The 22,724-nt window shown below is 51.2% G+C and carries 19 protein-coding genes; 6 read left to right on the forward strand and 13 right to left on the reverse strand.

What is annotated here, in order from left to right:
• Positions 1 to 258 precede the first annotated feature (258 nt).
• Positions 259 to 1,020 carry a M48 family metalloprotease gene (locus K7H09_RS21095; RefSeq protein ID WP_022521788.1) on the forward strand — a complete coding sequence of 254 codons (762 nt, stop codon included), beginning with the start codon at positions 259 to 261 and terminating at the stop codon, positions 1,018 to 1,020.
• A gap of 91 nt (positions 1,021 to 1,111) precedes the next feature.
• Here K7H09_RS21095 and speG read toward each other — a convergent pair whose 3' ends face one another.
• On the reverse strand, positions 1,112 to 1,663 hold the full coding sequence (speG, locus tag K7H09_RS21100; RefSeq protein ID WP_009287135.1) for a spermidine N1-acetyltransferase: 552 nt from the start codon (positions 1,661 to 1,663) through the stop codon (positions 1,112 to 1,114).
• Positions 1,664 to 1,738: 75 nt separating this feature from the next.
• Positions 1,739 to 2,959, reverse strand: coding sequence for an NAD(P)/FAD-dependent oxidoreductase (locus K7H09_RS21105; RefSeq protein WP_230805878.1), 1,221 nt, complete (start codon positions 2,957 to 2,959; stop codon positions 1,739 to 1,741).
• A gap of 114 nt (positions 2,960 to 3,073) precedes the next feature.
• Between K7H09_RS21105 and ltaE the strand changes: the two genes are divergently transcribed.
• Positions 3,074 to 4,081 carry a low-specificity L-threonine aldolase gene (gene ltaE / locus K7H09_RS21110; RefSeq protein WP_039859237.1) on the forward strand — a complete coding sequence of 336 codons (1,008 nt, stop codon included), beginning with the start codon at positions 3,074 to 3,076 and terminating at the stop codon, positions 4,079 to 4,081.
• A 29-nt stretch (positions 4,082 to 4,110) separates the two neighbouring features.
• Here ltaE and K7H09_RS21115 read toward each other — a convergent pair whose 3' ends face one another.
• The 5 genes from K7H09_RS21115 to K7H09_RS21135 form a co-directional block, all read right to left on the reverse strand.
• The gene (locus K7H09_RS21115; protein ID WP_009287132.1) at positions 4,111 to 4,725 is read right to left on the reverse strand and encodes a LysE/ArgO family amino acid transporter; all 615 of its coding nucleotides are present in this window, start codon (positions 4,723 to 4,725) and stop codon (positions 4,111 to 4,113) included.
• A 155-nt stretch (positions 4,726 to 4,880) separates the two neighbouring features.
• Entirely contained in the window at positions 4,881 to 6,053 is a 1,173-nt protein-coding gene (uxuA, locus tag K7H09_RS21120; protein ID WP_230805880.1) for a mannonate dehydratase, read from the reverse strand.
• A gap of 42 nt (positions 6,054 to 6,095) precedes the next feature.
• A complete protein-coding gene (locus K7H09_RS21125) occupies positions 6,096 to 6,824 on the reverse strand; it encodes an FCD domain-containing protein (protein WP_027959959.1) in 729 nt (242 codons plus the stop codon).
• An 18-nt stretch (positions 6,825 to 6,842) separates the two neighbouring features.
• Positions 6,843 to 8,672: a glycoside hydrolase family 2 protein gene (locus K7H09_RS21130; protein WP_230805882.1), complete on the reverse strand. Its 1,830-nt coding sequence runs from the start codon at positions 8,670 to 8,672 to the stop codon at positions 6,843 to 6,845.
• Between the two features lie 23 nt (positions 8,673 to 8,695).
• Entirely contained in the window at positions 8,696 to 9,742 is a 1,047-nt protein-coding gene (locus K7H09_RS21135) for a TRAP transporter substrate-binding protein (RefSeq protein ID WP_230805884.1), read from the reverse strand.
• 172 nt (positions 9,743 to 9,914) lie between these two features.
• On the opposite strand from K7H09_RS21135, the gene K7H09_RS21140 reads away from it, so the two are divergent.
• The 4 genes from K7H09_RS21140 (at position 9,915) to uxaC (ending at position 15,660) form a co-directional block, all read left to right on the forward strand.
• On the forward strand, positions 9,915 to 10,439 hold the full coding sequence (locus K7H09_RS21140; RefSeq protein ID WP_009287128.1) for a TRAP transporter small permease: 525 nt from the start codon (positions 9,915 to 9,917) through the stop codon (positions 10,437 to 10,439).
• A 1-nt stretch (position 10,440) separates the two neighbouring features.
• Positions 10,441 to 11,739, forward strand: coding sequence for a TRAP transporter large permease (locus K7H09_RS21145; protein WP_138799759.1), 1,299 nt, complete (start codon positions 10,441 to 10,443; stop codon positions 11,737 to 11,739).
• 61 nt (positions 11,740 to 11,800) lie between these two features.
• Positions 11,801 to 14,176 carry a glycoside hydrolase family 31 protein gene (locus tag K7H09_RS21150; protein ID WP_230805886.1) on the forward strand — a complete coding sequence of 792 codons (2,376 nt, stop codon included), beginning with the start codon at positions 11,801 to 11,803 and terminating at the stop codon, positions 14,174 to 14,176.
• Between the two features lie 74 nt (positions 14,177 to 14,250).
• On the forward strand, positions 14,251 to 15,660 hold the full coding sequence (gene uxaC, locus K7H09_RS21155) for a glucuronate isomerase (RefSeq protein WP_230805888.1): 1,410 nt from the start codon (positions 14,251 to 14,253) through the stop codon (positions 15,658 to 15,660).
• A 51-nt stretch (positions 15,661 to 15,711) separates the two neighbouring features.
• Here uxaC and fhuF read toward each other — a convergent pair whose 3' ends face one another.
• The 6 genes from fhuF to K7H09_RS21185 all read right to left on the reverse strand — a co-directional run bounded on the left by fhuF (position 15,712) and on the right by K7H09_RS21185 (position 22,694).
• Positions 15,712 to 16,506, reverse strand: coding sequence for a siderophore-iron reductase FhuF (gene fhuF, locus K7H09_RS21160; RefSeq protein ID WP_141439779.1), 795 nt, complete (start codon positions 16,504 to 16,506; stop codon positions 15,712 to 15,714).
• Positions 16,507 to 16,611: 105 nt separating this feature from the next.
• Positions 16,612 to 17,514: an ABC transporter substrate-binding protein gene (locus K7H09_RS21165; protein ID WP_230805890.1), complete on the reverse strand. Its 903-nt coding sequence runs from the start codon at positions 17,512 to 17,514 to the stop codon at positions 16,612 to 16,614.
• Between the two features lie 109 nt (positions 17,515 to 17,623).
• Positions 17,624 to 20,092, reverse strand: a complete 2,469-nt coding sequence (locus K7H09_RS21170; protein WP_230805892.1) for a TonB-dependent siderophore receptor — start codon at positions 20,090 to 20,092, stop codon at positions 17,624 to 17,626.
• 84 nt (positions 20,093 to 20,176) lie between these two features.
• On the reverse strand, positions 20,177 to 21,163 hold the full coding sequence (locus K7H09_RS21175; protein WP_230805894.1) for a FecR domain-containing protein: 987 nt from the start codon (positions 21,161 to 21,163) through the stop codon (positions 20,177 to 20,179).
• Between the two features lie 9 nt (positions 21,164 to 21,172).
• Complete coding sequence (locus K7H09_RS21180; RefSeq protein ID WP_230805896.1) at positions 21,173 to 21,697, reverse strand: sigma-70 family RNA polymerase sigma factor; 525 nt, start codon at positions 21,695 to 21,697, stop codon at positions 21,173 to 21,175.
• Positions 21,698 to 21,830: 133 nt separating this feature from the next.
• Positions 21,831 to 22,694, reverse strand: coding sequence for an ABC transporter substrate-binding protein (locus K7H09_RS21185; protein ID WP_230805898.1), 864 nt, complete (start codon positions 22,692 to 22,694; stop codon positions 21,831 to 21,833).
• Positions 22,695 to 22,724 lie beyond the last annotated feature (30 nt).

Consider the following 22,724-nt stretch of genomic DNA (forward strand, 5'->3'; position numbering starts at 1 on the left):
GATGGCAGTGACTTTTTCAGAGCTTCCTTAATTATATTTGTCACCTCTTTAAAAAAACAAATAGTATTGCAATACCTAGTGGATTAATGATAACCACCTCGACGCTTCAGTATACATAGTCCCCCCAAATCATTTACTTCACGGCTGGGTATGGAGTTATATAAAGAAATAGTCTAATATTAATTCGGCTGATAAAGGCGCAATACTCAACGTGCAGACTCTTCTTGTTATGCACGCACATTGACGAAGGAACGGACGATGCAAACACCTTTTTTGGTTCGCAAAACATCTTATGCTTTAGGTTTAGTGGCGACACTCGCCCTTAGCGGCTGTCAATCAGGCGCTGATCTCGGAGGCTTAATGTCTGCGGGCTCCAGCTTAGCCGGCGCTGCCACGATGTCAGATCAGCAAATGCAACAACTAGGCGATCAAACCATCGCCCAGCTTGACTCCCAGAACCACCTTGTTGCAGACGATAGCCAGTATGCAAAACGCTTGGCCGAGTTAACCCAAGGCTGGGAAACAGTCGACGGCCATACGCTTGACTATAACGTTTATCGAATAGAAGAAATGAATGCTTTTGCGGTACCCAACGGATCCATTCGACTGCATAGCGGGCTGATGGATGAGATGACCGACGATGAAGTGCGTTACGTTATCGCCCACGAGATCGGCCACGTCTCGTTAGGACACTCCAAGCGTGCTTTCCAGGTTGCCTATGCGGCTTCCGCTGCACGTGAAGCAGCTGCGGCCAGCGGCAGCACTACCGCCGCCGCACTATCAAGCTCTGAGCTTGGTGACCTGGGCGAAAAACTGATCAATGCTCAGTTCTCTCAAAGCCAAGAGAGTGCAGCTGATGACTATGCCATTGAGCTAATGCAGCGCCACGACATGAATGCAGAGGCTTCAGTTGCAGCTCTACGCAAAATGGAAGCCAAATACGGCAACAACAGCAGCGTCTTCTCCAGCCACCCAGCAGCGGGTGATCGTGCAGAGCGCCTAGAAGCTTCGTTCCAGTAAAGCTCAGGCACTGGTACTCCTGCCAAGTTAGTCTTGATAATGAATGGCAGGAGTATTGGTTGCTTAGGTTTACCGATTTTTCTTACCCCCACTAAGCCCACTCGCCCCCCTCTTCTTGCTGTTCGGACAGTTGCGTCAGGTAAGTGCCCTGCAAGATATACATCCGCTTTACATCGCGGTATTTGCCATTGATAAAGAACTCCTGCACCAAGTGGCCCTCTTCTATAAAGCCACTCTCCTCGTAAAGGTGAATCGCTTTGACATTATCCACCGCCACAATGAGATATACCTTGTGCAGGTTTAGAATGGTGAACGAGTAATGCAGCGCTTGGCGAATTAACGTGCGCGCAAACCCTTTGCCCTGATGCTCCGGGGTAATAATGATTTGAAACTCGCCGCTGCGATGGATGTAGTCGATCTCGATCAGTTCTACCAGACCGATGGCATTTCCATGGCTATCTTCAGCGACAAAGCGCCGTTCGGCGTTGTCATGGATATGCTTGTTATACAGCTCCTCCAGCTCATCAAATGACTCGTAAGGCTCTTCAAACCAGTACGACATAATGCTCTGGTTATTATTTAGCTCATGAACAAAGCGCAGGTCGTTGCGCTCCAGTGCACGCAAATAAAGTGTATGGCCCATTGCCCGCTTTCCTTATGAATATCCGTTAAGAATACTCGTTTTAAACTTGCCCGCCACTCGGTTCTTGCCTTTAGGTTAGGCCATTTTGGCCAGGCGTCTAAATGAAAACAGCTCCGCCAAAGGGTGTTCTCTACCCTCTATAAGCGCGCGCAGCAGTTTGGCGCCTATCATGCTATAGCTAATGCCGTTGCCGCCGTAGGCCATGGCAAAATGAACGCGAGGGCCTAGGGCGTCATGCGGGCCGAAAAAAGGTAGACCGTCGTCGGTTTCAGCAAAGGTGCCACCCCAAGAGAATGTAGGATTAATCTCGAGTTTAGGCCATAGCGTTTCTATTTTAGCTGTTAGCCCTTCGGCCTTTTCTTCTACCCTCGCATCGCGGCGCTTGGGAATATCTTCATCGTCGTCGTCTCCCCCTACGAGAAGTCGTCCATCGCAGGTAGTGCGCATATACAGGTAGGGGCGCGATGATTCCCACATCATGGTGTGGCGCAGTTTGCCCAATGCCTCTGGCGGTAGTGGGTCGGTAATCAGCGCATAGCTACTGCGATTGACGGCCACCTTTTCTGGCAGCCAGGCTTGAGACTCATACCCTGCGGCCATCACTACGTACTGGCAACGCAGCTTGGCGCCATTGGCCAGAGTGAGCGTGACGCCTTGATCATCCGGCGTCATCGTCTCCATCTGTGTGCGGTCATATACTTCTCCCCCACGCGCGACCACTCTGGAAAACAGCTGATATGCCATGCGATAAGGATCAATAGTGGCGGCTAGCTGAGTAAGAATAGCGCCGGGTGCCTCAAAGCCGTACTCCGCCAAAATAGCCTTGCGCTCAAGCCACTCGGCTTCAAAACCGTGTTTTTGGCGCAGCGCCAATTCCTCCTGAAGCGATGCGACATCCTCTTCGCTACTGGCATAGTAAAGGCTTTGCTGACGCTCAAAGTCCACATCGCCCAGCCCTGCCGCCAGGGACTCAAGCTCGCCAATGGCCTCTGCACAGGCGCGGTAAGCACGCACTGCATCGGCTTCGCCATAGCGCTCGGCTAGCTCTGTCATATGGGTGTCAATTTCGTACTGCAGCAAAGCCGTACTGGCGGCTGAACTGCCCCACCCAACATCCCGGCGTTCAAGCACCACCACATGGTGGCCACTGCGGCTTAGCTCATCAGCAATCAACGCCCCCGTAATACCGCCACCAATCACAACAGCCTCGCATTGGTGATCGCGAGTCAATTGAGGAAAGGTTTTCAACAGGCCATTTTTGACTGCCCAAAAGGGATAACCACTTTTCAGATCCATCTGTTTGCCTTTGCTTGAGAGACTTGCAGTATGCTGTTAACCATAGATGGTTCCCCAGAACTTGCTTGAGAAAACGCTTCCGAGTGATTGCTCCACACAATAAAGGAGATGCGCATGATTGATTTACGCAGTGATACGGTGACCCGTCCGACCTCTGCCATGAAAGACGCCATGATGGCCGCCCCGGTTGGCGATGATGTGTGGGGCGATGACCCAACGGTCAACGCGTTTCAAGCAAATCTGGCCGAACAGGCAGGTAAAGAAGCGGCACTGCTGTTTCCTAGTGGGACTCAAAGCAACCTAGTGGCACTAATGTCCCACTGCGAGCGCGGCGATGAGTACATTGTTGGGCAGTCCGCGCACGCCTATCGTTGGGAAGGCGGTGGCGCCGCGGTGCTGGGCAGTATCCAGCCCCAGCCCATTGAAAACGCCGCTGACGGTAGCCTGCCACTGGAAAAAATCAGTGCCGCGATTAAAGCCGACGATTTTCACTTTGCGCGTACTAAGCTGCTGGCATTAGAAAACACCATTGGCGGCAAAGTGCTGCCCGCAGAGTACGTATTAAAAGCCACTGAGCTTGCTCGCGAGCGCGGCCTGGCAACGCATTTAGACGGGGCGCGCTTATTCAATGCCGCTGTCGCAACCGACACCTCGCTCAAGCAGCTGTGCCTGCCGTTCGATAGCGTGTCGCTGTGCTTCTCAAAAGGCCTGGGTACGCCAATAGGGTCGGCGCTGGTGGGCTCACAAGCATTGATCGACCGCGCTCGGCGCTGGCGTAAAGTGGTGGGTGGTGGCATGCGCCAATCAGGTATTATCGCCGCCGCCTGCCAGTATGCGTTAGATCACCACGTGGCAGACTTAGCCGACGATCACCGCCGTGCAGAGCGCCTTGCAGCGGGCTTAGCAAAGCTGCCAGGAGTCGAGATCAGCGCTCAGACAACCAATATGGTATTCGCGCATTTTCCCGACGAGCATGTAAAGCCACTCTCCGCCTGGCTAAAAGAGCACGGCATTTTGATTGAGCTGCTTTACGCCACGCGTTTCGTTACCCATCGTGATCTTAATGACGCAGATATCGACAAAGTCATCGCGGTGATGGAGGCCTATTTTAGTCGCCATTAAAAACGAGTCGTCATTAACCAATAAATGGCTTAGCTAAGCGATGTCGCCCCTAGAGCAAGATGCACGGCGATACCCGCCATCATCAAGCCAATCAGGCCATCGATAATGCGCCATGCGATGGGTTTTGAAAGCCAAGGCGAAAGCGCAGCGCCGCCCCAGGCCAGAAGGCTGAACCAAAGGATGGACGCAGTAGATGCCCCCGCCACAAACACACCGGCGCTCTCCTGCTGGGCGCCAATGGCGGGTATTAGCAGCAGCGTATCCAGATATACCTGGGGGTTAAGCACGGTGACGGCAAGAGTGGCGAAAATCACTTTGGTTAAGCTGCGCGCTTTGCCCGCTTCGGCACTTAACCCTTGCCGCCCGCTAAAGGCTCTAAACAGCGCCTGAGCCGCCAGCCAGCTTAAAAACACTACGCCCACCCAGCGCATTGCCTCCAATGCGTTGGGCATCGTCAGCAGAAAAGCACTCACCCCAAACATGCCCGCCGTGAGCAGGATAATATCCGCGCTGATGCACAACCCTGCCGACCACCAGTGGTACTCACGACGAATAGCCAGCCCTAGGATATAGGCGTTTTGCGCCCCAATCGCCATGATAATCCCGCCGCACACCACTAGCCCGGTGATATAACTTTCCCACATTGCCCTGCCCCCATTGCCGGAATTAGCGTCGCGTTAATTAATCTGGCAATAAAGTAACCGGGAATGCTGATTGCTAAAAATCATCCTGCTAATGGGGTATTAGTTTTTCTTATACTCACCCTCTTACACACAGCCTATCTATTTTGATTCCAAGGCTATGGTTTGTTGGAACGTTTGAACTGAAGCGCACGCTCAACACCACGAATTTCCGCCATGCCGCGCAAACGCCCGATTGCCGGGTAGCCAGGTTTAAAGTCGCTGCGCAAATCACTCAACATCGCATGACCATGGTCTGGACGGAAGGGAAGTTGTTCGCCCCTTTTTGCTTCAATGTCCAGAATGATATCGACTAGGCGAACCATATCGGTATCACCCTCTAAATGGGCATCTTCGTGGAAACTGGCCCCATCTGCTTCCAAGGTAGTATTTCGTAAGTGCAAAAAGTGCACTCTATCCGCCTGTTCTTGCAATATTGCAGGCACATCGTTATCAGCTCGTACGCCCAGTGATCCAGAGCAGAGCGTGAAACCATTTACCGGCGAATCGACCATATTCGCAATATCTCTTAAGTCCTGGGCGGTTGAGACCACTCTCGGCAGCCCGAACAGAGAATACGGTGGATCGTCTGGATGAATCGCTAATCGAACGCCTGTATGCGCTATCTTTGGAATGACTCTTGAGAGAAACGAAGCGAGGTTTTCTCTCAAGACCTCAGCAGTAATGTCTTTGTAGGCAGCGAGCCGCTCGCTAAAGCTATCGAGACTGTAGCTTTCTTCAGCGCCTGGTAGGCCAGCAATAATAGTATTCGTTAGTTCCTCAACCTGATCTGCGTTCATTTCAGATAGGCGAGCCCGGGCTGATTCCTGCGTTTTCTCGTCATAATCTGACGCTGCGCCGGGGCGCTGCAGTATAAGCAAATCAAAAACGACGACGCTAAGCGCGTCATACCTTAAGCATAAGGCCCCATCAGGTAACTCATGGCGCAAGGACGTCCGGGTCCAATCAAGGACGGGCATAAAGTTGTAACAGATGGTTTTTATGCCAGCCTCGGCAAGGTTAATGGCACTTTCAGCCCAGGCATCGGCCAGTATTTCCCAACCATGGGCGTGAGTCTTTATATCCTCATGAATTGGAATGCTTTCTGCTACTGTCCACTCAAGCCCAGCAGCTTCGATAATAGCTTTACGCTCCATGATTTCACTCAAGGGCCACACACAACCGTTCGGTAAGTGATGCAAAGCCGTCACAACACCAGTCGAGCCCGCTTGTCGTACATCCGACAAGCTGATTGGATCGTCCGGCCCAAACCAGCGCCATGTATGTTTCATCAACCTTCTCCCCCGTATTATTAGTGTTAAATAATGCTCTTATTAAATCGTGCTCTTGTTAAACAGATAACCGTCAAAATTCGGGTCTTCCACGTCGGAAAGCTCCATTAGGGTGTCTCGGACGTTATCTAAATGAACCCACATCGCCTTACGCGCCCCTTCGGCATCTTTTAGCTGCAGTGCAGAGAGAATATCCTGATGATCCTTTAGCCATTTTTCTCGGTAGTTGGTATCAAATATCCGCTCATGCAGTCTGGCCCACATCAAGCTCTGGTCTCTTTTGGCCCACAGTTCAGAAACCATATCGACCAGTACACTGTTTTGCGTGGCCTCTGCTATCAGGCGATGGAATAGTTCATCACTGGAGTAGTCGTTATTCTTTTCTTCAATGCCCTTGCGCTCCATATCAAGCGCTTCCCGCATGCGTACAATATCGTTTTTGGTGACTGACACCGCGGCAAAGCCGGCGATGCTGCTTTCCAAAAGCTGCCTTGCCTGTAACAGTTCAAACGGTCCTATATCATCCACAACAGGCTGTGCTACCGAGCGACTGTCGGAAAGCAAATAGATGCCAGACCCTTTTCTCACTTCAACCAGCTCTTCAATTTCAAGCATGAGTATGGCTTCGCGTGCGGCAGACCTGCCCACGTTCAAAGCCTCTGAAATCTGACGCTCAGTCATAATACGATCGCCGACTTTATACCCTTTCTGCTGAATCAAAATCTTTAAGTCGCGAGCCAGCTCCTGGTAACGCCGTAAACCTTTATGCATTAGATTTCATTTCCATTTTTAATCTTTTATAGAGTGGTAAAAAGAAGCTAGAACATTAAATGCTTCTTTTTTTGTAGATTTATCAGCAGCAATTAACCCTTTTCGATTGAATCCTCTCTGGAAGATATTTTGTCTTCGCTCAACTCTAAAATCGTATAAAATCCAAGGCGACATGCCTTTGATATACGCTAATTTTTGCAGCGTATCGATCTGCCGCCGGTAAACATCCGCCATATACTTTTCGCTGAACAGGCCTTCAGATGGGCCTTGAGACGAGTTATCGCCATCCGCCCCCGTTTCAGAAATGATGACGGGGCGATCAGGGTCGGAATTTTTTCCGATGGCGTACAGGTCGTCGAAGTTTTCATCGTACCAACCGTAGTACTCATTAATGCCTATAACGTCTAAATGGTCGACTAACCGATCCTCAATTTTCAATTTTGCATGATTAATTAGGCACGCTGCGGCGACTAAGCGCGTGGGGTCATACAAGCGTGCAGTTTCAGCCAGGTCTCGCATAAAAGAGAGACGACTATCCGTATCTGGATTCTCGTTACCAATCGACCAAATAATGACGCTAGCCCTATTGCGATCACGCTTTATTAATTCAATGAGTTGGTTTTTAGCGTCTTTAAGCGTGTTGTGATTATCAAAGTCAATGGCCCAGTAAACGGGAATTTCTTGCCACAGTAAAAAGCCCATCTCATCGGCTAGTTCAGCTGCGCGTTCATGATGGGGATAGTGCGCGAGGCGAAGAAAATTGCACCCGAGCTCTTTCGCATGAGCGAGCCGTCTGCGAATGTCTTCGTCGGACGTCACTTTCCCTAGGATGTCGTCGTCTTCATGGACAGAAATGCCGCGTAGCCAGATAGGCTCGCCGTTTAGGAGAATATCTACCCCTTGGCGAACGATGGAGCGGAATCCAACATTGTCAGTGATACGGTCTTCACCAGCCGTCAGCACCACTTTATATAGGCGTGGGTTTTCAGGCGACCATCGCTCTGGCTCTGCTGCTATTCGGCAAGTACCTTTGCCATGTTCAATGTTAATCTTTTGAGCAATTCCTAATTCAGGTATCTCAAGGTGAGCATGGTGAATGCTGGGGCCATCAACAGCGCTATCAACAGCTCTATCAACAACTACATCAACCTCTATCGCCCTTCCATCCTGAGAAAGGCGAATGAACATATCGCGAATGAATTCTCTGGGTAAGCTAAAGAGCTCGACCTCGCGGTAAACGCCACCGTAATTAAACCAGTCTGTATTGCGCATCGGGACGCGATCCAGCGTACGGGTATTATTGACACACAGCATCAGCCAATTGGTTTCTTCGGCAAGGTCATCCGTCAACTCAACGTAGAAGGGCGTCGAGCCGCCATAGTGATTGCCTAGGAATTTTCCGTTAAGAAATACTTTACAGTCGTACTGAGCCGCACCGACCCTAAGGATGTAGCGTTGGTCTGATTCCGCGTCACTCTCTCGCTTTTTAAAAAGCTCTGGGGGCAGCTTTTTGGTGTACCAAGCACTGCCCTCAAAGAAGTACCACTTTTCCTTTAACATGGCCCAGTTTGAGGGCACCGGGATGGACTCACCCATAAATGGGTCGTAGTCCCAGGGTTCAATGCGATCAACAGGGTTGGCCGGCTGCATTTCATACCACTTTTGACGCAGACCTGTATCAAGCAAATCCACGCAAAAATTCCAACTGCCGTTAAGCGACGTCGACGTGCGGCCTTTCGTGAACACCATTGTGGAGTGGTTCAGATTTTGCAGATTGAACGGCACGTCGTACTCTTCGTCATGTAACGACGTTAGGGCATTCTCAGCCAAGGATGATCGCTCTAGCATCTCCCACCTCCCCTGCAGCGGTTTTAGTTAGCCTCGGCCTTGATTCGGCTGATTAGGTCGGCCAATTCAGCAGATTGGTTGGCCACTTCATCGTGCATAGGCATGACCGCTTCAATAAAGGGCGCTTTATCTACTTCATGAATCTCAACCCCCATCTCAGTCTCTGCGGTTTCCAATGCTGCCATTGCCGCTTTATTCCAGGAATCGGAATGGAATGCCTGAGCTTCTGATGCCGCCTGTCTCATCGCCGCTTGCTGATCCTCCGACATACGATCCCAGGCGCAGCTGGAGATGACTACCACGGATGGGATGATGGTATGTTCATCAAGCGAAAAATGGCTTGCTACCTCGCCATGACGCGCGTTCGTCAGGGCCGTTGGGTTATTTTCTGCCATCTCGACCACCCCTTGCTGAAGCGCACTGTAAAGCTCGCCCCAATCAATAGGTGTCGGATTGCCTCCCAACAGCTCAACCATTCTTACCGCTGATGGGCTTGGTTGTACTCTTACATTCAGGCCCTCTAGGTCTGCTGGCGATTGAATGGCCCGGTCACCATAAAAGGAGCGAGCCCCCTCGGTTAAAAAGGCAACCCCTATGAATCCTTTATCACGTGACGCGTTAAGAATATCTTGGCCAATATCTCCGTTAATGACCCGTTCAAAATGCTCTTCGCTTTCAAAAATGAAAGGTAAATTCATGGCGCTGTACATTGGCTCGAATGCTTCCAGTTCGGCCGTATTGCTGCGCGCCATATCCAATGTACAGTTTTGTACCAACTCCATGGATTCACGCTGCGAGCCAAGCTGTGCGTTGGCATAAATGCGGATATCCAGTTCACCATCGGTGAGCTCTGAAAGACGTTCACTCATGTACTGCATGCTGACATGAGTAGGATGGTCTTCAGGATTATTGTGGTTCAGCCGCAGTGTCTGGGCTTGAGCTGAGGCCGCTGACATGAACAGCGCCGCACTGATTAGAGCCGTATGTCGCAAGGCTTTTGTTGTCATCAGCTGTTTCTCCTGCTTGTTATGCTTGTTGTTGTGATTGTTGTCGTGAAAGCCGACTGTCATTGAGGCACTCACTTTCTAAGTTACAGATGCAAGATGGCTTACCGACTATATCATGTCAACCAATAAAACAAATTGGTTGACATCTTTTAGAGTAGAAGCGACTCTCTGCACAATGACTAGGGAGTAAGAAGCTAGTCACCAATACACAAAAATAAAACCAGAGGTCTTACGTATGAAACGCACAATGGACTATGTGCTTGGCACGTCTGTGTTTTTAATACTGTTGATCATCGTCGTCAGTGTGACGTGGCAAGTATTATCCCGGTACGTACTAGGCACCCCAAGCACAGCGACAAGTGAAATCGCTCGCTTGTTGTTCATGTGGTTAGCGCTACTTGGAGGTGCTTACACCTTTGGCCAAGCTCGACATCTCGCCATTGATATATTGCCTCTTGCCTTAAACGGCCGCTCACGTCAGTTACTTAATACACTCATACTGTTAATCGTGGCTGGCTTTGCCTTCTTTGTAATGGTTTGGGGTGGTTGGCAAATGGTCTCCCGAACGCTGGCATCGGGCCAAATCACCCCCACGTTGAGACTCCCCATGGGCTATGTATATGGTCCCATTCCAGCTTCCGGGCTAATCATCATTTTTTACTGTTTTATCTTTTTAGGGCGGGTTTGGCTTAACCCTAAGTCGGAGGGCGGCTTCACTATCGATCCGCAACAAGCACCTGCTCCACAAGAGAGAGATTAATATGAATATAACCGTCCTGGTGCTTTTTGGGTCGTTCGCGCTTTTAATGGTCTTAGGCATACCCATTGCGTTCGCGATTGGCGTATCTGCGACACTCACCTTCCTGCTATTCATGAGCGTCGACCAATCCCTCAGCATTGTTGCCCAGCAAATAGCGTCGGGGCTTGATAGCTTTACGTTAATAGCCATCCCCTTCTTCATTTTAGCTGGCAACATTATGAATCGAGGCGGCATCGCACTTCGCCTTATCGATTTAGCGAAAGTGCTTGCCGGAAGGCTTCCCGGCTCGCTTGCCCACGTCAATATCATTTCCAATATGCTGTTCGGCGCTTTATCCGGCTCAGCCGTTGCGTCAGCGGCGGCCGTTGGGGGCGTAATGGCTCCTATCCAGAAGCGGGAGGGTTATGATCCTGCTTTTTCGACAGCCATTAACGTCACCTCTTGTCCTACGGGCCTGTTGATTCCTCCCAGCACAACACTCATTGTTTACTCGCTGATTACTGGCGGCACGTCGATAGCCGCGCTTTTTTTGGCGGGTTATATCCCCGGTATCATCATGGGCTTATCCCTGATGGTGGTGGCAGGGATCATATCTAAAAGAAAGGGCTACCCCGTCGCGGAGAAACCCTCCCTTGCTGAAGTTAAATCAGCAGTACGCCGGGCGATATTACCTTTAGGCCTTATTGTAGTGGTGATTGGCGGTATTATTAGTGGCGTATTTACGGCGACCGAAGCCTCAGCGATCGCAGTTGCTTATTCACTGTTCCTGTCTTTATGTTGGTACAGAGAAATAGGGGTAACGGATCTTCCCAAGATCTTTATCGACTCGGTCGTCACAACGTCTATCGTATTATTTTTAATCGGCTGCTCCATTGCCATGTCCCGCGCCATGGCGTTCGGCGACATACCTTTAACGATCTCTTCTTTTATGATCGGTATATCTGATAATCCGATCATCATTCTACTGTGCATTACCGCCGTACTGCTGGTGATTGGTACTTTTATGGATATGACACCAGCACTGCTTATCTTCACCCCTATCCTTATGCCAGTGATGCAGGATATCGGTATAGACCCGGTTCACTTCGGCATCATCATGACGATCAATCTCTGCGTCGGTATCTGTACCCCGCCAGTGGGCTCAGCACTGTTTGTCGGCTGCTCCATCAGTGGCGTGAGTATTGGTCAAGTGATGAAACCCATCCTGCCATTTTATTTAGTCTTGATAGCCATTGTTCTACTGGTGACCTTCGTTCCACAAATCAGCTTATTTTTGCCCCAGCTTATTTTAGGTTATTAACGAGTTGGTTCCAGGTGATGACCACCGTTAAATCCTGAATTCAGGAATCAAAGGATAAACAATGAAAACCTTAAAAAACTGGCGCCTGGAGCACCACGACGACACGACAGTGCAACTGAGAGTGCACGATAGACATTTAATCTCCATCAACATTCTCGACAACCAATTGTTCCGAGTGCGGCTGCTAAAAGATGGTGCATGGCGCCTTAACCGCTCATGGACGGTAAACCCGGATGGCCACACCTTACCAAAGGGCCGCTCTCGTGATTCGGTGACGGGGTTCAGTTGTCCCCAGTACAAGCTTGGGTGGTCGGATGGGCAGTTGCAGATCGAGACCGATGCCTTACGGCTCATCGTCTCTCAGCCACTGCATTTTAGGTGGGAAGCCTTCGTGGGTGAGGGCTGGAAGTATTTAACTGAAGACAGACCCACCGGCGCTTATATGCTGGGCGTTAAGAACCATGCCCACGCCCACTATTTACGTCGGCACCCCGATGAGCGGGTTTATGGCTTGGGCGAAAAAGCCGGGCTGTTAGAGCGGACGGGGCGGCGTTTCGAAATGCGCAGTTTAGACGCCATGGGATATGACGCAGAGCGCACCGACCCGTTGTATAAACACCTGCCGTTCACCCTTACCCAAACCGCGTCCACCGGTAGTTTTAGTATCTTCTACGACACTTTGAACACCTGTGTATTGAACATAGGGCAGGAGCTTGATAACTACCACGCCCCTTATCGCTCCTTTACGGCCGATGATGGCGACCTGGATTACTATTTCCGCTGGTCTCCACAGCTTCTAGACCTGGTGAAGAGCCAGTTGGCCTTAACCGGGGGGATGGCATTTCCGCCACGCTGGTCGCTGGGCTATTCCGGGTCAACCATGGCCTATACCGATGCACCCGACGCTCAGGATCAGCTCATCGGCTTTTTGCGAAAGCTGGAGAACGAGGCTATCCCCTGCGACAGCTTTCATCTTTCTTCGGGTTACACCTCCATTGAAGATAAGCGTTATGTGTTTCATTGGAATAACGACAAGGTGCCCAATCCAACCACGTTGACGAAAGCCTTTAATGATTCCGGGGTGCGATTGATCGCCAACATCAAGCCCTGCTTGTTAAGGAACCACCCGCGCTACGCAGAAGGGGCAAACAATAAATTATTTATCCAAGACAGTGAATCTGACACACCGGAGCTTTCAAGCTTCTGGGACGATGAAGGCTCTCATCTCGACTTCACCAATCCCGATACGCTCAGTTGGTGGAAAGAGAACGTCACTCAACAACTGCTGAACCTCGGCATCACTTCCACTTGGAATGATAACAACGAATTTGAAGTGTGGGATCATGGCGCTCGCTGCGTTGGCTTTGGTGAAGAGGTCGAGGTGGGGCTGATACGGCCCTTGCATTCGCTGTTGATGGTTCATGCTTCATGGGAGGCGCAGTCACAACATGCGCCCCAACATCGCCCATACGTGGTGACCCGCTCAGGCTGTGCTGGCCTACAACAGTTTGCCCAGACCTGGACGGGAGACAACAAAACCAGTTGGGAGAGCCTGCGTTGGAATATCCGCATGGGGCTGGGCCTGTCGCTTTCGGGAATCTACAACATTGGGCATGACGTCGGCGGGTTTGCTGGCCCCCAGCCTGGGCCAGAGCTTTTACTCCGTTGGGTTCAGAACGGCATTTTTCACCCCCGGTTCTCCATTCACAGTTGGAATAACGATGGCTCTGTGACCGAGCCTTGGACGCACCCCAGCGTTGCCGACGGCATCCGTGCCGCTATCCAATTCCGCTACCGCTTGTTGCCTTATTTTTATACCTGCCTTTGGCAGGCGGTAAACAACCACGAACCCATGCTAAGACCCACCTTCCTCGACCATGAGAATGACGCACAGACTTATGCAGACACCGACGATTTTCTTCTAGGTCGAGACCTACTCGTAGCGTCTGTGGTTGAGCAAGGCGCAGATAAGCGGCGCATCTATCTGCCCGACAACCATGCAGGATGGTGGGACTACTGGACAGGCCAATTGCATGCCCCGGGAACATGGTTTGAGAAGCCGGTTTCATTGGCGGATATGCCGCTGTTTGTTAAGGCTGGATCAATACTGCCGCTTGCTAATGAGGCCATAAAAGCAACGCCGGAGGCGCAAGTTGGCCGAACGTTGGCACTGTTTCCACAGCCTGGATCGTTTTCCTGCACCTCACTGATTTACGATGATGACGGCGAGTCCAAAGATGGCCCGCACTGCATCACCACTCTGCTGCTTACCGGCGATGAGCATAGTTTGGAACTGCAAATCAGCCAGGCTGGGGATATGCCTTTTCCATTTAAACAGCTCAATATAGTGCTACCAGCAGGTGAAAATCGCCCCTTGCACTACGGTGGTCGCGTCATAGAGCATGGCGGGCTAATCACCGTGGGAGAAGCGTCGTGAGCAGCGATAACACATTACTTTGGCGCTTTTGCACGAGCCGCTATCGCTGAAATGGTAAACCAGAAGGCTTTTCTATGAATAATTACCTACACACTGATTTCTTGCTGGATACAGAAACAGCACGCCGCCTCTACCATGATGTAGCTGCGGACTTGCCGATTATTGACTACCACAACCATCTTCCGCCCGAAGAAGTGGCTCACAATCGCAGCTGGGACAACCTGGGCGATCTATGGCTGAGCCATGACCATTACAAGTGGCGTGTCATGCGCTGGGCGGGCGTCCCTGAATCTCACATTACCGGTAGCGCAACAGATAAAGAGAAGTTTCTGGCGTTTGCCCAGATTCTGCCTAAGGCAATTGGCAACCCCATGCACCACTGGAGCCATCTCGAACTGTGGCGCTACTTTGGTGATGAAGGCAAGTTGATCAACGGCGATACCGCAGAGGAGATTTGGCAAAGCACGCAAGCAATGCTGAGCCAGCCTGAGTTCCGCGCCCAGGGTTTGCTAAAAAAGATGAAGGTCGAACTCATTGGCACCACCGATGACCCGCTCGACCGCCTTGAGCACCACCAAGCATTTGCTGCCTCGCCACACAAAGGTGAGCTTTCCATGGTGCCTACCTTTCGCCCGGATCGCGCGCTGGCAATCGAAGGCGCAGGTTTCAATAACTACCTTGAAAAACTGGAGACCCTGACCGGACAGCCCATCAGCACCTTCGAGCATCTGGTAAGCGCACTCACGGATCGCCTGGAGTACTTCATTGCCAACGGCTGCCGTGCCGCCGACCACGGTATTGGCCAGCTAGAACAGGCCGATGAGCTAAGCGCTAGCCAGCTTGACGCCATTCTTGGAAAAGGCCGCCAGGGCAAAGCCTTAGAGCCAAAGGAAGCAGAGAGCTTCCGTATGGCCGTATTGGTAGCACTTGGCCGTGCGTACGCGCGGGCTGACCTGGTGATGCAACTTCACATAGGGCCACTACGTAATAACAGTACGCAAATATTAACGGCGGCGGGCAGCGACTCAGGTGCTGATTCCATTCAAGATAAGCCCATTGCCGAGCCGTTAAACAAATTGCTGAATCGCATGGATAGCACCAATGAGCTGCCGCGCACCATTCTTTATGCGCTGGATCCCAGTAAAAACCCCATCATCGTCACCACGGCGGGTAACTTTCAAAGCGGTGGCATAGCAGGCAAGGTACAGGCGGGGACTGCATGGTGGTTCAATGATCAAATTGACGGCATGGAAAACCAGATGAACCATCTGGCGCAAATGGGCCTGTTGTCTACCTTCACCGGCATGCTAACGGACAGTCGCTCCTTCTTGTCCTTTCCCCGACATGAATATTTCAGAAGGCTGCTTTGCCGTATCGTCGGCCGTTGGGTTTCTGAGGGGCTGGCACCGAATGATCACAAGCTGCTTGATGAGATCATTGCGGATATCTGTTACCACAATGCACGCCGCTGGTTCATTGAATGAACTCATTAAAAATCTTTTTAACATTCATGGATCCCTTGACCGAACAGTGATCTAGCTTAGTGGTGTGCTTTTTGACACAGGTAGACGCTTCTTTCGCTTGCGAAATTCAGGGGAAAGTGGACAGAGCCCGCAGTAACTGCCTCCTGGCAAAAGATAGTCAAGGCAGCAGTGCCGATGGAGCCGCACCGGCACCTCCCCTTCCTCTGTGACCCGAATCGTTTGCCGTCTAGTGCCGAACATCGGGTTGCGTTTGTTACCGGGCCAGGTGCGATGCTCCAGCAGGTACGTTTTATCGTTAGCAGCCCGCTGGGCAGTACCGGGAGAAAATGAATCTAACTGTTGTGCGAGTGTAAGAAGTGTCTCTAATCGCCGCGCAACATTTCCCCACAATATCTTGGTAGGCACTTGAGTACGCGAGGAAAGGTAGGTAATAAGCGGCTCCAAATGCTCTTTTATTAGAGGAGAATAGCGTCGCTGAGCGTCGAGCCCAGCAATGCTTTCGCCAAGATGAGGAATTACGAAAGCGACTGGTGCTGCATTTTCATCCAATATTACCGAAATATACTCCGGTTTAACGGGGAATCCATGCTGCAGTACTGTTGCGGCGGCGGCGATAGGAGGAATAAGAAGAGTGACGTATTTCAGCAGCCAGATAGATGCCACTGGCCGCAAGTCGTTAAAATCGTAAAAGCGAGCACGCCGTACCAAAATGTCGTCGATCTTCTCTGGCTCGCTCAGCAGGTCGGTAAGAAGATATGCATGGCATCCCGCCGTCTCGCTACAGATCAGACCTTGACCGTAGTGTGCCCAATCGCCTTGAAAGATGGGGGACAGTAGTTTGATCATTAGATGGCGTCAGAATCCTAGGTTGATTGAAGTCTGCCTAAAGTGATCTATCACTCGCAGAGTCCGAAATAAGAAGAAGTGCAGTATTGCGGGAAATCAATGGCATCAAAGACCCATTTGCGCTTCTAGGGCCTCAACAAGAGCTTCGGAGAAGACTAGGGCAGAAGGAAGAGCACCAAAATGATGAAAAGTCGCAGGCAAGTAGATCTCATCCCCGCGCTGTAAGCTGCGCATATGTTGCCAGGTACCCTGTGTGGAGAATTGCTCATGAACGGGGCTGTTAGCGTAGGGGCTTTCCAATATCACCAAGCGGGCATCAATGTCGATCAATGCGTCAATGCTGACAGTCGTAAACCCCCAGTGGTTGCTTTCCCCTTGCCAGGCATTGGTTAGCTCCAACTGCTCCAAGGCACTTTGAAACATGCTGCTGTTACCAAAGACACGAGCATGACGGTTATCCATTAAGCGAATGATTAAAAGGGGCGGCTGGTTATCTGGGATACTATCCCGCAATGCATAGAGATGGTGTTCAGTTTCGCGGATTAAGCGTTCCGCAGACCTCTCATCATTGATGTATTTGCCAAGTTCCCGAGTGAAAGAGGTCAGTTGGTGCCATGGGTCTGCCCTTGTTTCAATGTCATAGGGCGTTAGGCTCGTCAATGAAGAAATACCAGATAACCGAGCAGAAATCTGAGCTAAATTCGGCGAAACCAAAATCTGCTGTGGCGAAACTTGACTTAGAAGTTCCAAGTTAGGCTGGAAGCCTATGCCAAGGTTCGTAGACCCCATCAACCTAGTGGTAGAGAAGTATTGGGCCTCAGGATCCGTCAGCGACGTAGGTATTATATCCATCGCTACCATTGTTTCGACGATACGGATATCGAGAGCGGCAATGGCTGAACTATTAGAAGACGCTAGGCTTATAGTAGGCAGCGTTAAAATAGCAATGACGACAATCGTCACTACGCTATTAAATAAAGGCCTAAGGACGATCGTGAAACCCGGCATGATATTCTCTTATGATCGACTAAGGACGAGTATGGATAATTCCAAGAATGGGGGCTGCTGCCCCCTCCCTCTTTTTTTGAGGCTGGTATTTTGAACATAGCAAGTTCAATCAGAACTCGAAGCGGACACCGCTATAGAATGTTCTTGGGTCACCCACGCTTATCCGGGTATTGCCGCCTGAGGCAACAATATACTCTTCATCGGTAACGTTCTTGATACCCAAGTCAAAACGTAGGCGATTGCCGTTACCGACAGGGAGGTAGTACCAGAGGCCGGCATCAACAACGGTATAGTCACCAAGCTCAAAGCCATGAAGAGTCTCGCCAAGATTATTAACGTGGCCATTATCACCATAGCGATTGCTAGCATAGGTAATGCCACTGCCGATACCTAGCCCCCGAAGAGCGCTTTCAGGGTTCTGGAATTCGTAGCTTGCCCAAAGGCTGGCAGTCGTGTCAGGTACGTTACGCGGTTGATTGCCGTTCGTTGCTTCGTTATCGCTAACTATCTCGGCATCAAGCAAGCCAATAGCGCCACGCAAGTTGAAGCCATCGACAGGGTTAGCGGCGATAGAGACCTCTACGCCTCTAGAGGTGATGCCACCAGTAGGCACTGGCTCTCCGTTGATGGTTTCGACCACGTTATCTTCTTCAAGATCAAAAACCGCGCCGGTAATAAAGTAGCGGTTATCGGCAGAACTCCACTTCACACCTGCTTCGACCTGTCGACCTTCTCTAGGATCCTGTTCGAAAACTTCTTGATTTCCTACATATATATTTTGAGGCTCGAAGGTGTCTGCATAGCTGAAGTATAGATTTAACCCTGGCATGGTCTCCCAGACTAATCCGAGCCCCTTCGTAAGCTTACTGCTGCTAACTGAGTCGATATCGCTTGTTGAACCTGTCAAAAAGTTATCGTTATGGTAGCTGCTCTCCGATATTTCATATCTAAGCCCAAGGTCAAGCGTCACTGCATCCGTTAGCGAGAACTCGGTAGCCGAGAACACACCATGTGATTTTTGGCTAACATCATAAAATTGTTCGCTGCTGGGAGAGTCAAGGTCATTAATAAGAGTGAAAGAGTCAGGCGATGATACAGTGCCCCCAATCTGAGGATTACCGCTTAAGTAACGCCACTCATGGCTGAACTCTCGATATTCCACCCCCGTTGCTACACGTATTGGTATAGCCGTGTCGATTTCACCGATGAGCTGGGAGCGAGCAAATTTATATATACGCATGCGGTCTTGGTTGGCACCAACACGCCGGATTAGCGTATCTCCAGCAAGCTCGCTGCTAACATCGGCTCCAACAGAAATGACTTCGGCACGAAGGTCTTCTCCCGTTTCTCTAGAGTAAAAGAGCTTGTTGTCGATTTCCCAGGCTGAATCTGCCAACGGAATGACAACGTCAAGCTCAGCAAGGTGATATTCACTGTTGCGCTCATTGGGAATATTTCCATCGAAGCGAGTATCAAAAGGAACATCCGCTAGTCGGCGTCGCAAATCCCCCACTGGTACCGTAATTAATCCTCTATCTATTTCTCGGCGATCTTTAGAATACTCATGATTGAAGCCTACGCTTGCACCGGAATCACCTTGCCAGAGTAGCGCAGAAGACAAAAACTGCCGGTCAACGTTGGTATCACGAAATGTCTCGCTGTCCTCAAGCGAGCCCGTGATCCGATAGGCCAAGTTTTGGCTCTCACCGACGGGGCCCGTGAGATCGATGGTTCCACGTCGTTGCCCATGCTCATCGAAGGTTGTCGAAATGGAATGTTCGCGTTGAAACTGTGGCTGCTTGGTTTCTATATTAACGATGCCGCCCGGCGACATCCGGCCGATATCGGCCACGGGCCCTTTGATGAGTTGAACATTATCAATAGTGGCTGGATCAATACGGCTTTCATGGCTAAAAGGAACGCCATTACGATAGAAGTTATCGTTGCGGTTGAAGCCACGAATCAATGAGTGCTCCCGGGTACCACCATAGCCATCAGCCACAACCACATTGGGTGATAGGCGAAAGGCATCGGCCATTTCTCGAGCCTGCTGATCGAGCAGGAACTGCTCAGGAATGACGTCGATGGATCGAGGCACATCAATAATATCTTTGGGAAGACGCATTGAAGAGTCAGCGTAGCGGCCTTCATAGCGGGCAGGTAGGGTGCCGTAGACCGAAACGGTTTCTAAGTTCTGAGCAGCACGCTCATTCAGGCTCTCCAGCCGATAACTACCCTCAGCACTGCGCACGGCCGCAAGGCCGGTACCTGCCAACAAGCGCTCCAAACCTTCGTCTACTCCATAGCTGCCCTGCAGCCCGGCGGTTTGCTTGCTAGCGGTCAAGGAGGCATCGAAGGCAATCTCGATGCCTGCACTGACCGCAAAACGGTTTAAAGCCGTATCTAGCTGTCCTGCCTCTATGGAATAGCGTTGCTGAGCCGCGGCACCCTGACCTGCCGCTTGCTGGGCAAGCGCCGTTGCGGGCAGACCCATCAAACAACTGGCGAGTAGACTGTATTGAATGGCGCGGGCCAAAGGCGTTCGGATAAAGCGTGAGTGCGCTTGCTGCGTCGTCATGAAGATCCCCGTTGATTTTTATGTCTACATCTTCTATTCCGAACGAGAACGAGAATCCCTCAATGTTTTCTGAAATTTTTCTTTCTAGCTTTCGTTAGTGTTACGCGACGCGACCGTAACCCATAATGGCGTTCGGTAGACCACCTTTAACGACAGCGCATCGGCCAGGCTGGCCAGGGCGCGGTCGGTATCTTGCAGCGAGAACACGCCGCTCACCCGCCGGTCGGCTACCTCTGGCGCGCAGCGCACCACGCCATGGCGATAGCGGGCTAATATTTCGACCACCTCACTAACTCGCATGCCTTCGGCCACCAGCCGCCCCTGAAAGCGGGCTAATCCAGCGGGCCCTAAGGGAACAGGTGGAGTTACCCCATCGGCGCTCATGGCAGCCTGATGGCCAGCATCCAGTGTCGTCCGTTCGGTATTTCCACGCAGCTCCAGAGCCACCCGGCCTTCGTAAACGGCCACTTGGGTGCTGTCAGTATGCTGCTGCACGCTGAAGCGGGTTCCCAGCGGATAGGAAAGTCCTTCCTTCGTCATAACGCTGAATGCCCGGGCATCCGGTGTTTTTGCCGTGGTGATCAGCACTCCACCACGTAGCAGGTGGAGCCGCCGCTGGTGAGCATCGAACCTTATGTCGATGGCGGTATCGGTATCCAGCACCAGATGAGTACCATCGCTCAGCGTCACTTCGCGGCTCTCACCAATACCAGTGGCGTAGTCAGCGAACTGACGCTGCCACTGGGGCGTGCGCGGTAGCCCAAACCCCAGCCCGCCTAACAGCACGGCCAAGCCGCCCCACTGCAGCAAGCCCCGCCGGGAGACCTGGGAAGACGAAAACAGCTCGCTACGGGCAGCGTGACGCGGCAACGCAGCCAGCCGGCCATCAATCGCCTGCAACTGCTGCCAGGCTCGCTCATGTTCCGGCGACGCTTGTCGCCAGGCCAGGCAAGCCTCGCGCTGGGCCTCGCTGATGTCGTCGCTCCATAGTCGTGCCATCCACAGGCTGGCCTGCTCCAGCACGGCAGGATCAATGGCCTCATGGGAAGCGTCGGCTGACGTGCGGCTCATAGCATTCACTTAAGGTTGAGATTCGCTTATCGCGCGGTGGCAGGCCAGCAGCGCCCGGGCGATATATTTCTCTACCGAAGAGACAGAGACACTCAGCGTCTCGGCGATGTCTTGATAACTCTGGCCGTCCAGGCGACACATAAGAAAAGCTCTGCGAGGTTTGTCGGGAAGCTCATGGAGCAGCGCATCGATCTCGACCAGCGCTTCGATAGTGAGTGCTCGCTCCTCCGGAGAAGGCGCGATTGTCTCTGGAAGCAGGCTAAGAGTTTCCAAATAGGCAGTTTCGATTCGACGACGGCGGTAATGGTCGACGACCAGCCCTTTGGCGATCTGTGTCAAGAAACGGCGTGACTGTTCCGGCACTGGCGTAGTGCCCCGCGCCAGTATGCGTAGGTAGGTATCGTGCGCGAGATCGGCAGCAGTATGGGAACAGCCCAGCTTGGCGCCCAACCAGCGCCGCAGCCAGCTATGATGATTGTGATAGAGGGTGTCGAAAGGAACCTCGCTTCCGCCCTGTTGCTTTATCGATACCATCGCCCGTTGCCATTGATTGCCTGTGCCAAATGCCCCCAAAAAAGGGGCAAAACCAGACACAAATAATAAGTGATAATACTTATCATTACAAACAATATAGCGATGTAAAGCACCTGCAGATAACAGAATGGCGCTAGGGGGTGGTTGGCTCCTCCAGAGCCTCGACGAGGGATTCGGCGAAGCGGAGGGCTGAGGGGAGAGCACCAAAACCCCAAAAATCGCCCGGGATGTAACTGATTTTACCTTCTCGCTGGCTAATCAGCGTTTGCCAGATGTCACTACTTTCTAAGCTTTCACGGATCCACTCTTTGTAAGCTGGACTCTCTATAATAAATAAATGACCTTCTGCTCTAGCTAGCACATCAATAGTAACGACTGAAAGACCTGTAGCACTTGCTGATGGCTCCCACGCGTTGGTTAACCCTAACTGATCAATAACTCCATGTAATATATTGTTTTTCCCGTATACCCAAGCATGGCGATCATCTCTGAATTGAGCAATAAGAATGGGTGTTTCCTTGTTTTTTATTTGATCTCTTAAGATAGCTAACCGTTGGTTTGCTTGTGCAGTCACAATCTCAGCTTCTTCCTTAAGATTAAGCTGCTCTGCAATCTCAAAAGTAAAGTCAACAATTGCCCCCCATGGATCATGCTTAAAAGGGTAAAGTGAAGTGTCAATAGTGGGCGCTATTTTTGATACGTGCTGTAGCAAAATTGAATTTTCACCGAGCAAGAAGTCAGGCTCATAGCTTGAAATTAGTTCCATGTTCGGCATGGATTTTAAACCTACGTCAATGCCATCTTCCTTTTCTATAACTTCGTTTCCAGTCCACCCCTGGTAGTTTCGAAGCTGGGCAATAGCTATCGGTGAAACTCCTAGCATGCTAAGAGTTTCAGCGGCAGCCCAGTCAGATGTAACAATTGACAGTCTTTCATAACTTATCGCGTAGTTTGAGAAAAGAAAAAAAATGGATATTAATAAAATCTTATTTTCCATGGTCTTATTGAAGCCCAGAATATTAACTGA

The organism is Halomonas sp. IOP_14 (assembly GCF_021021315.1).
In the GTDB taxonomy this organism is placed as follows: domain Bacteria; phylum Pseudomonadota; class Gammaproteobacteria; order Pseudomonadales; family Halomonadaceae; genus Vreelandella; species Vreelandella titanicae.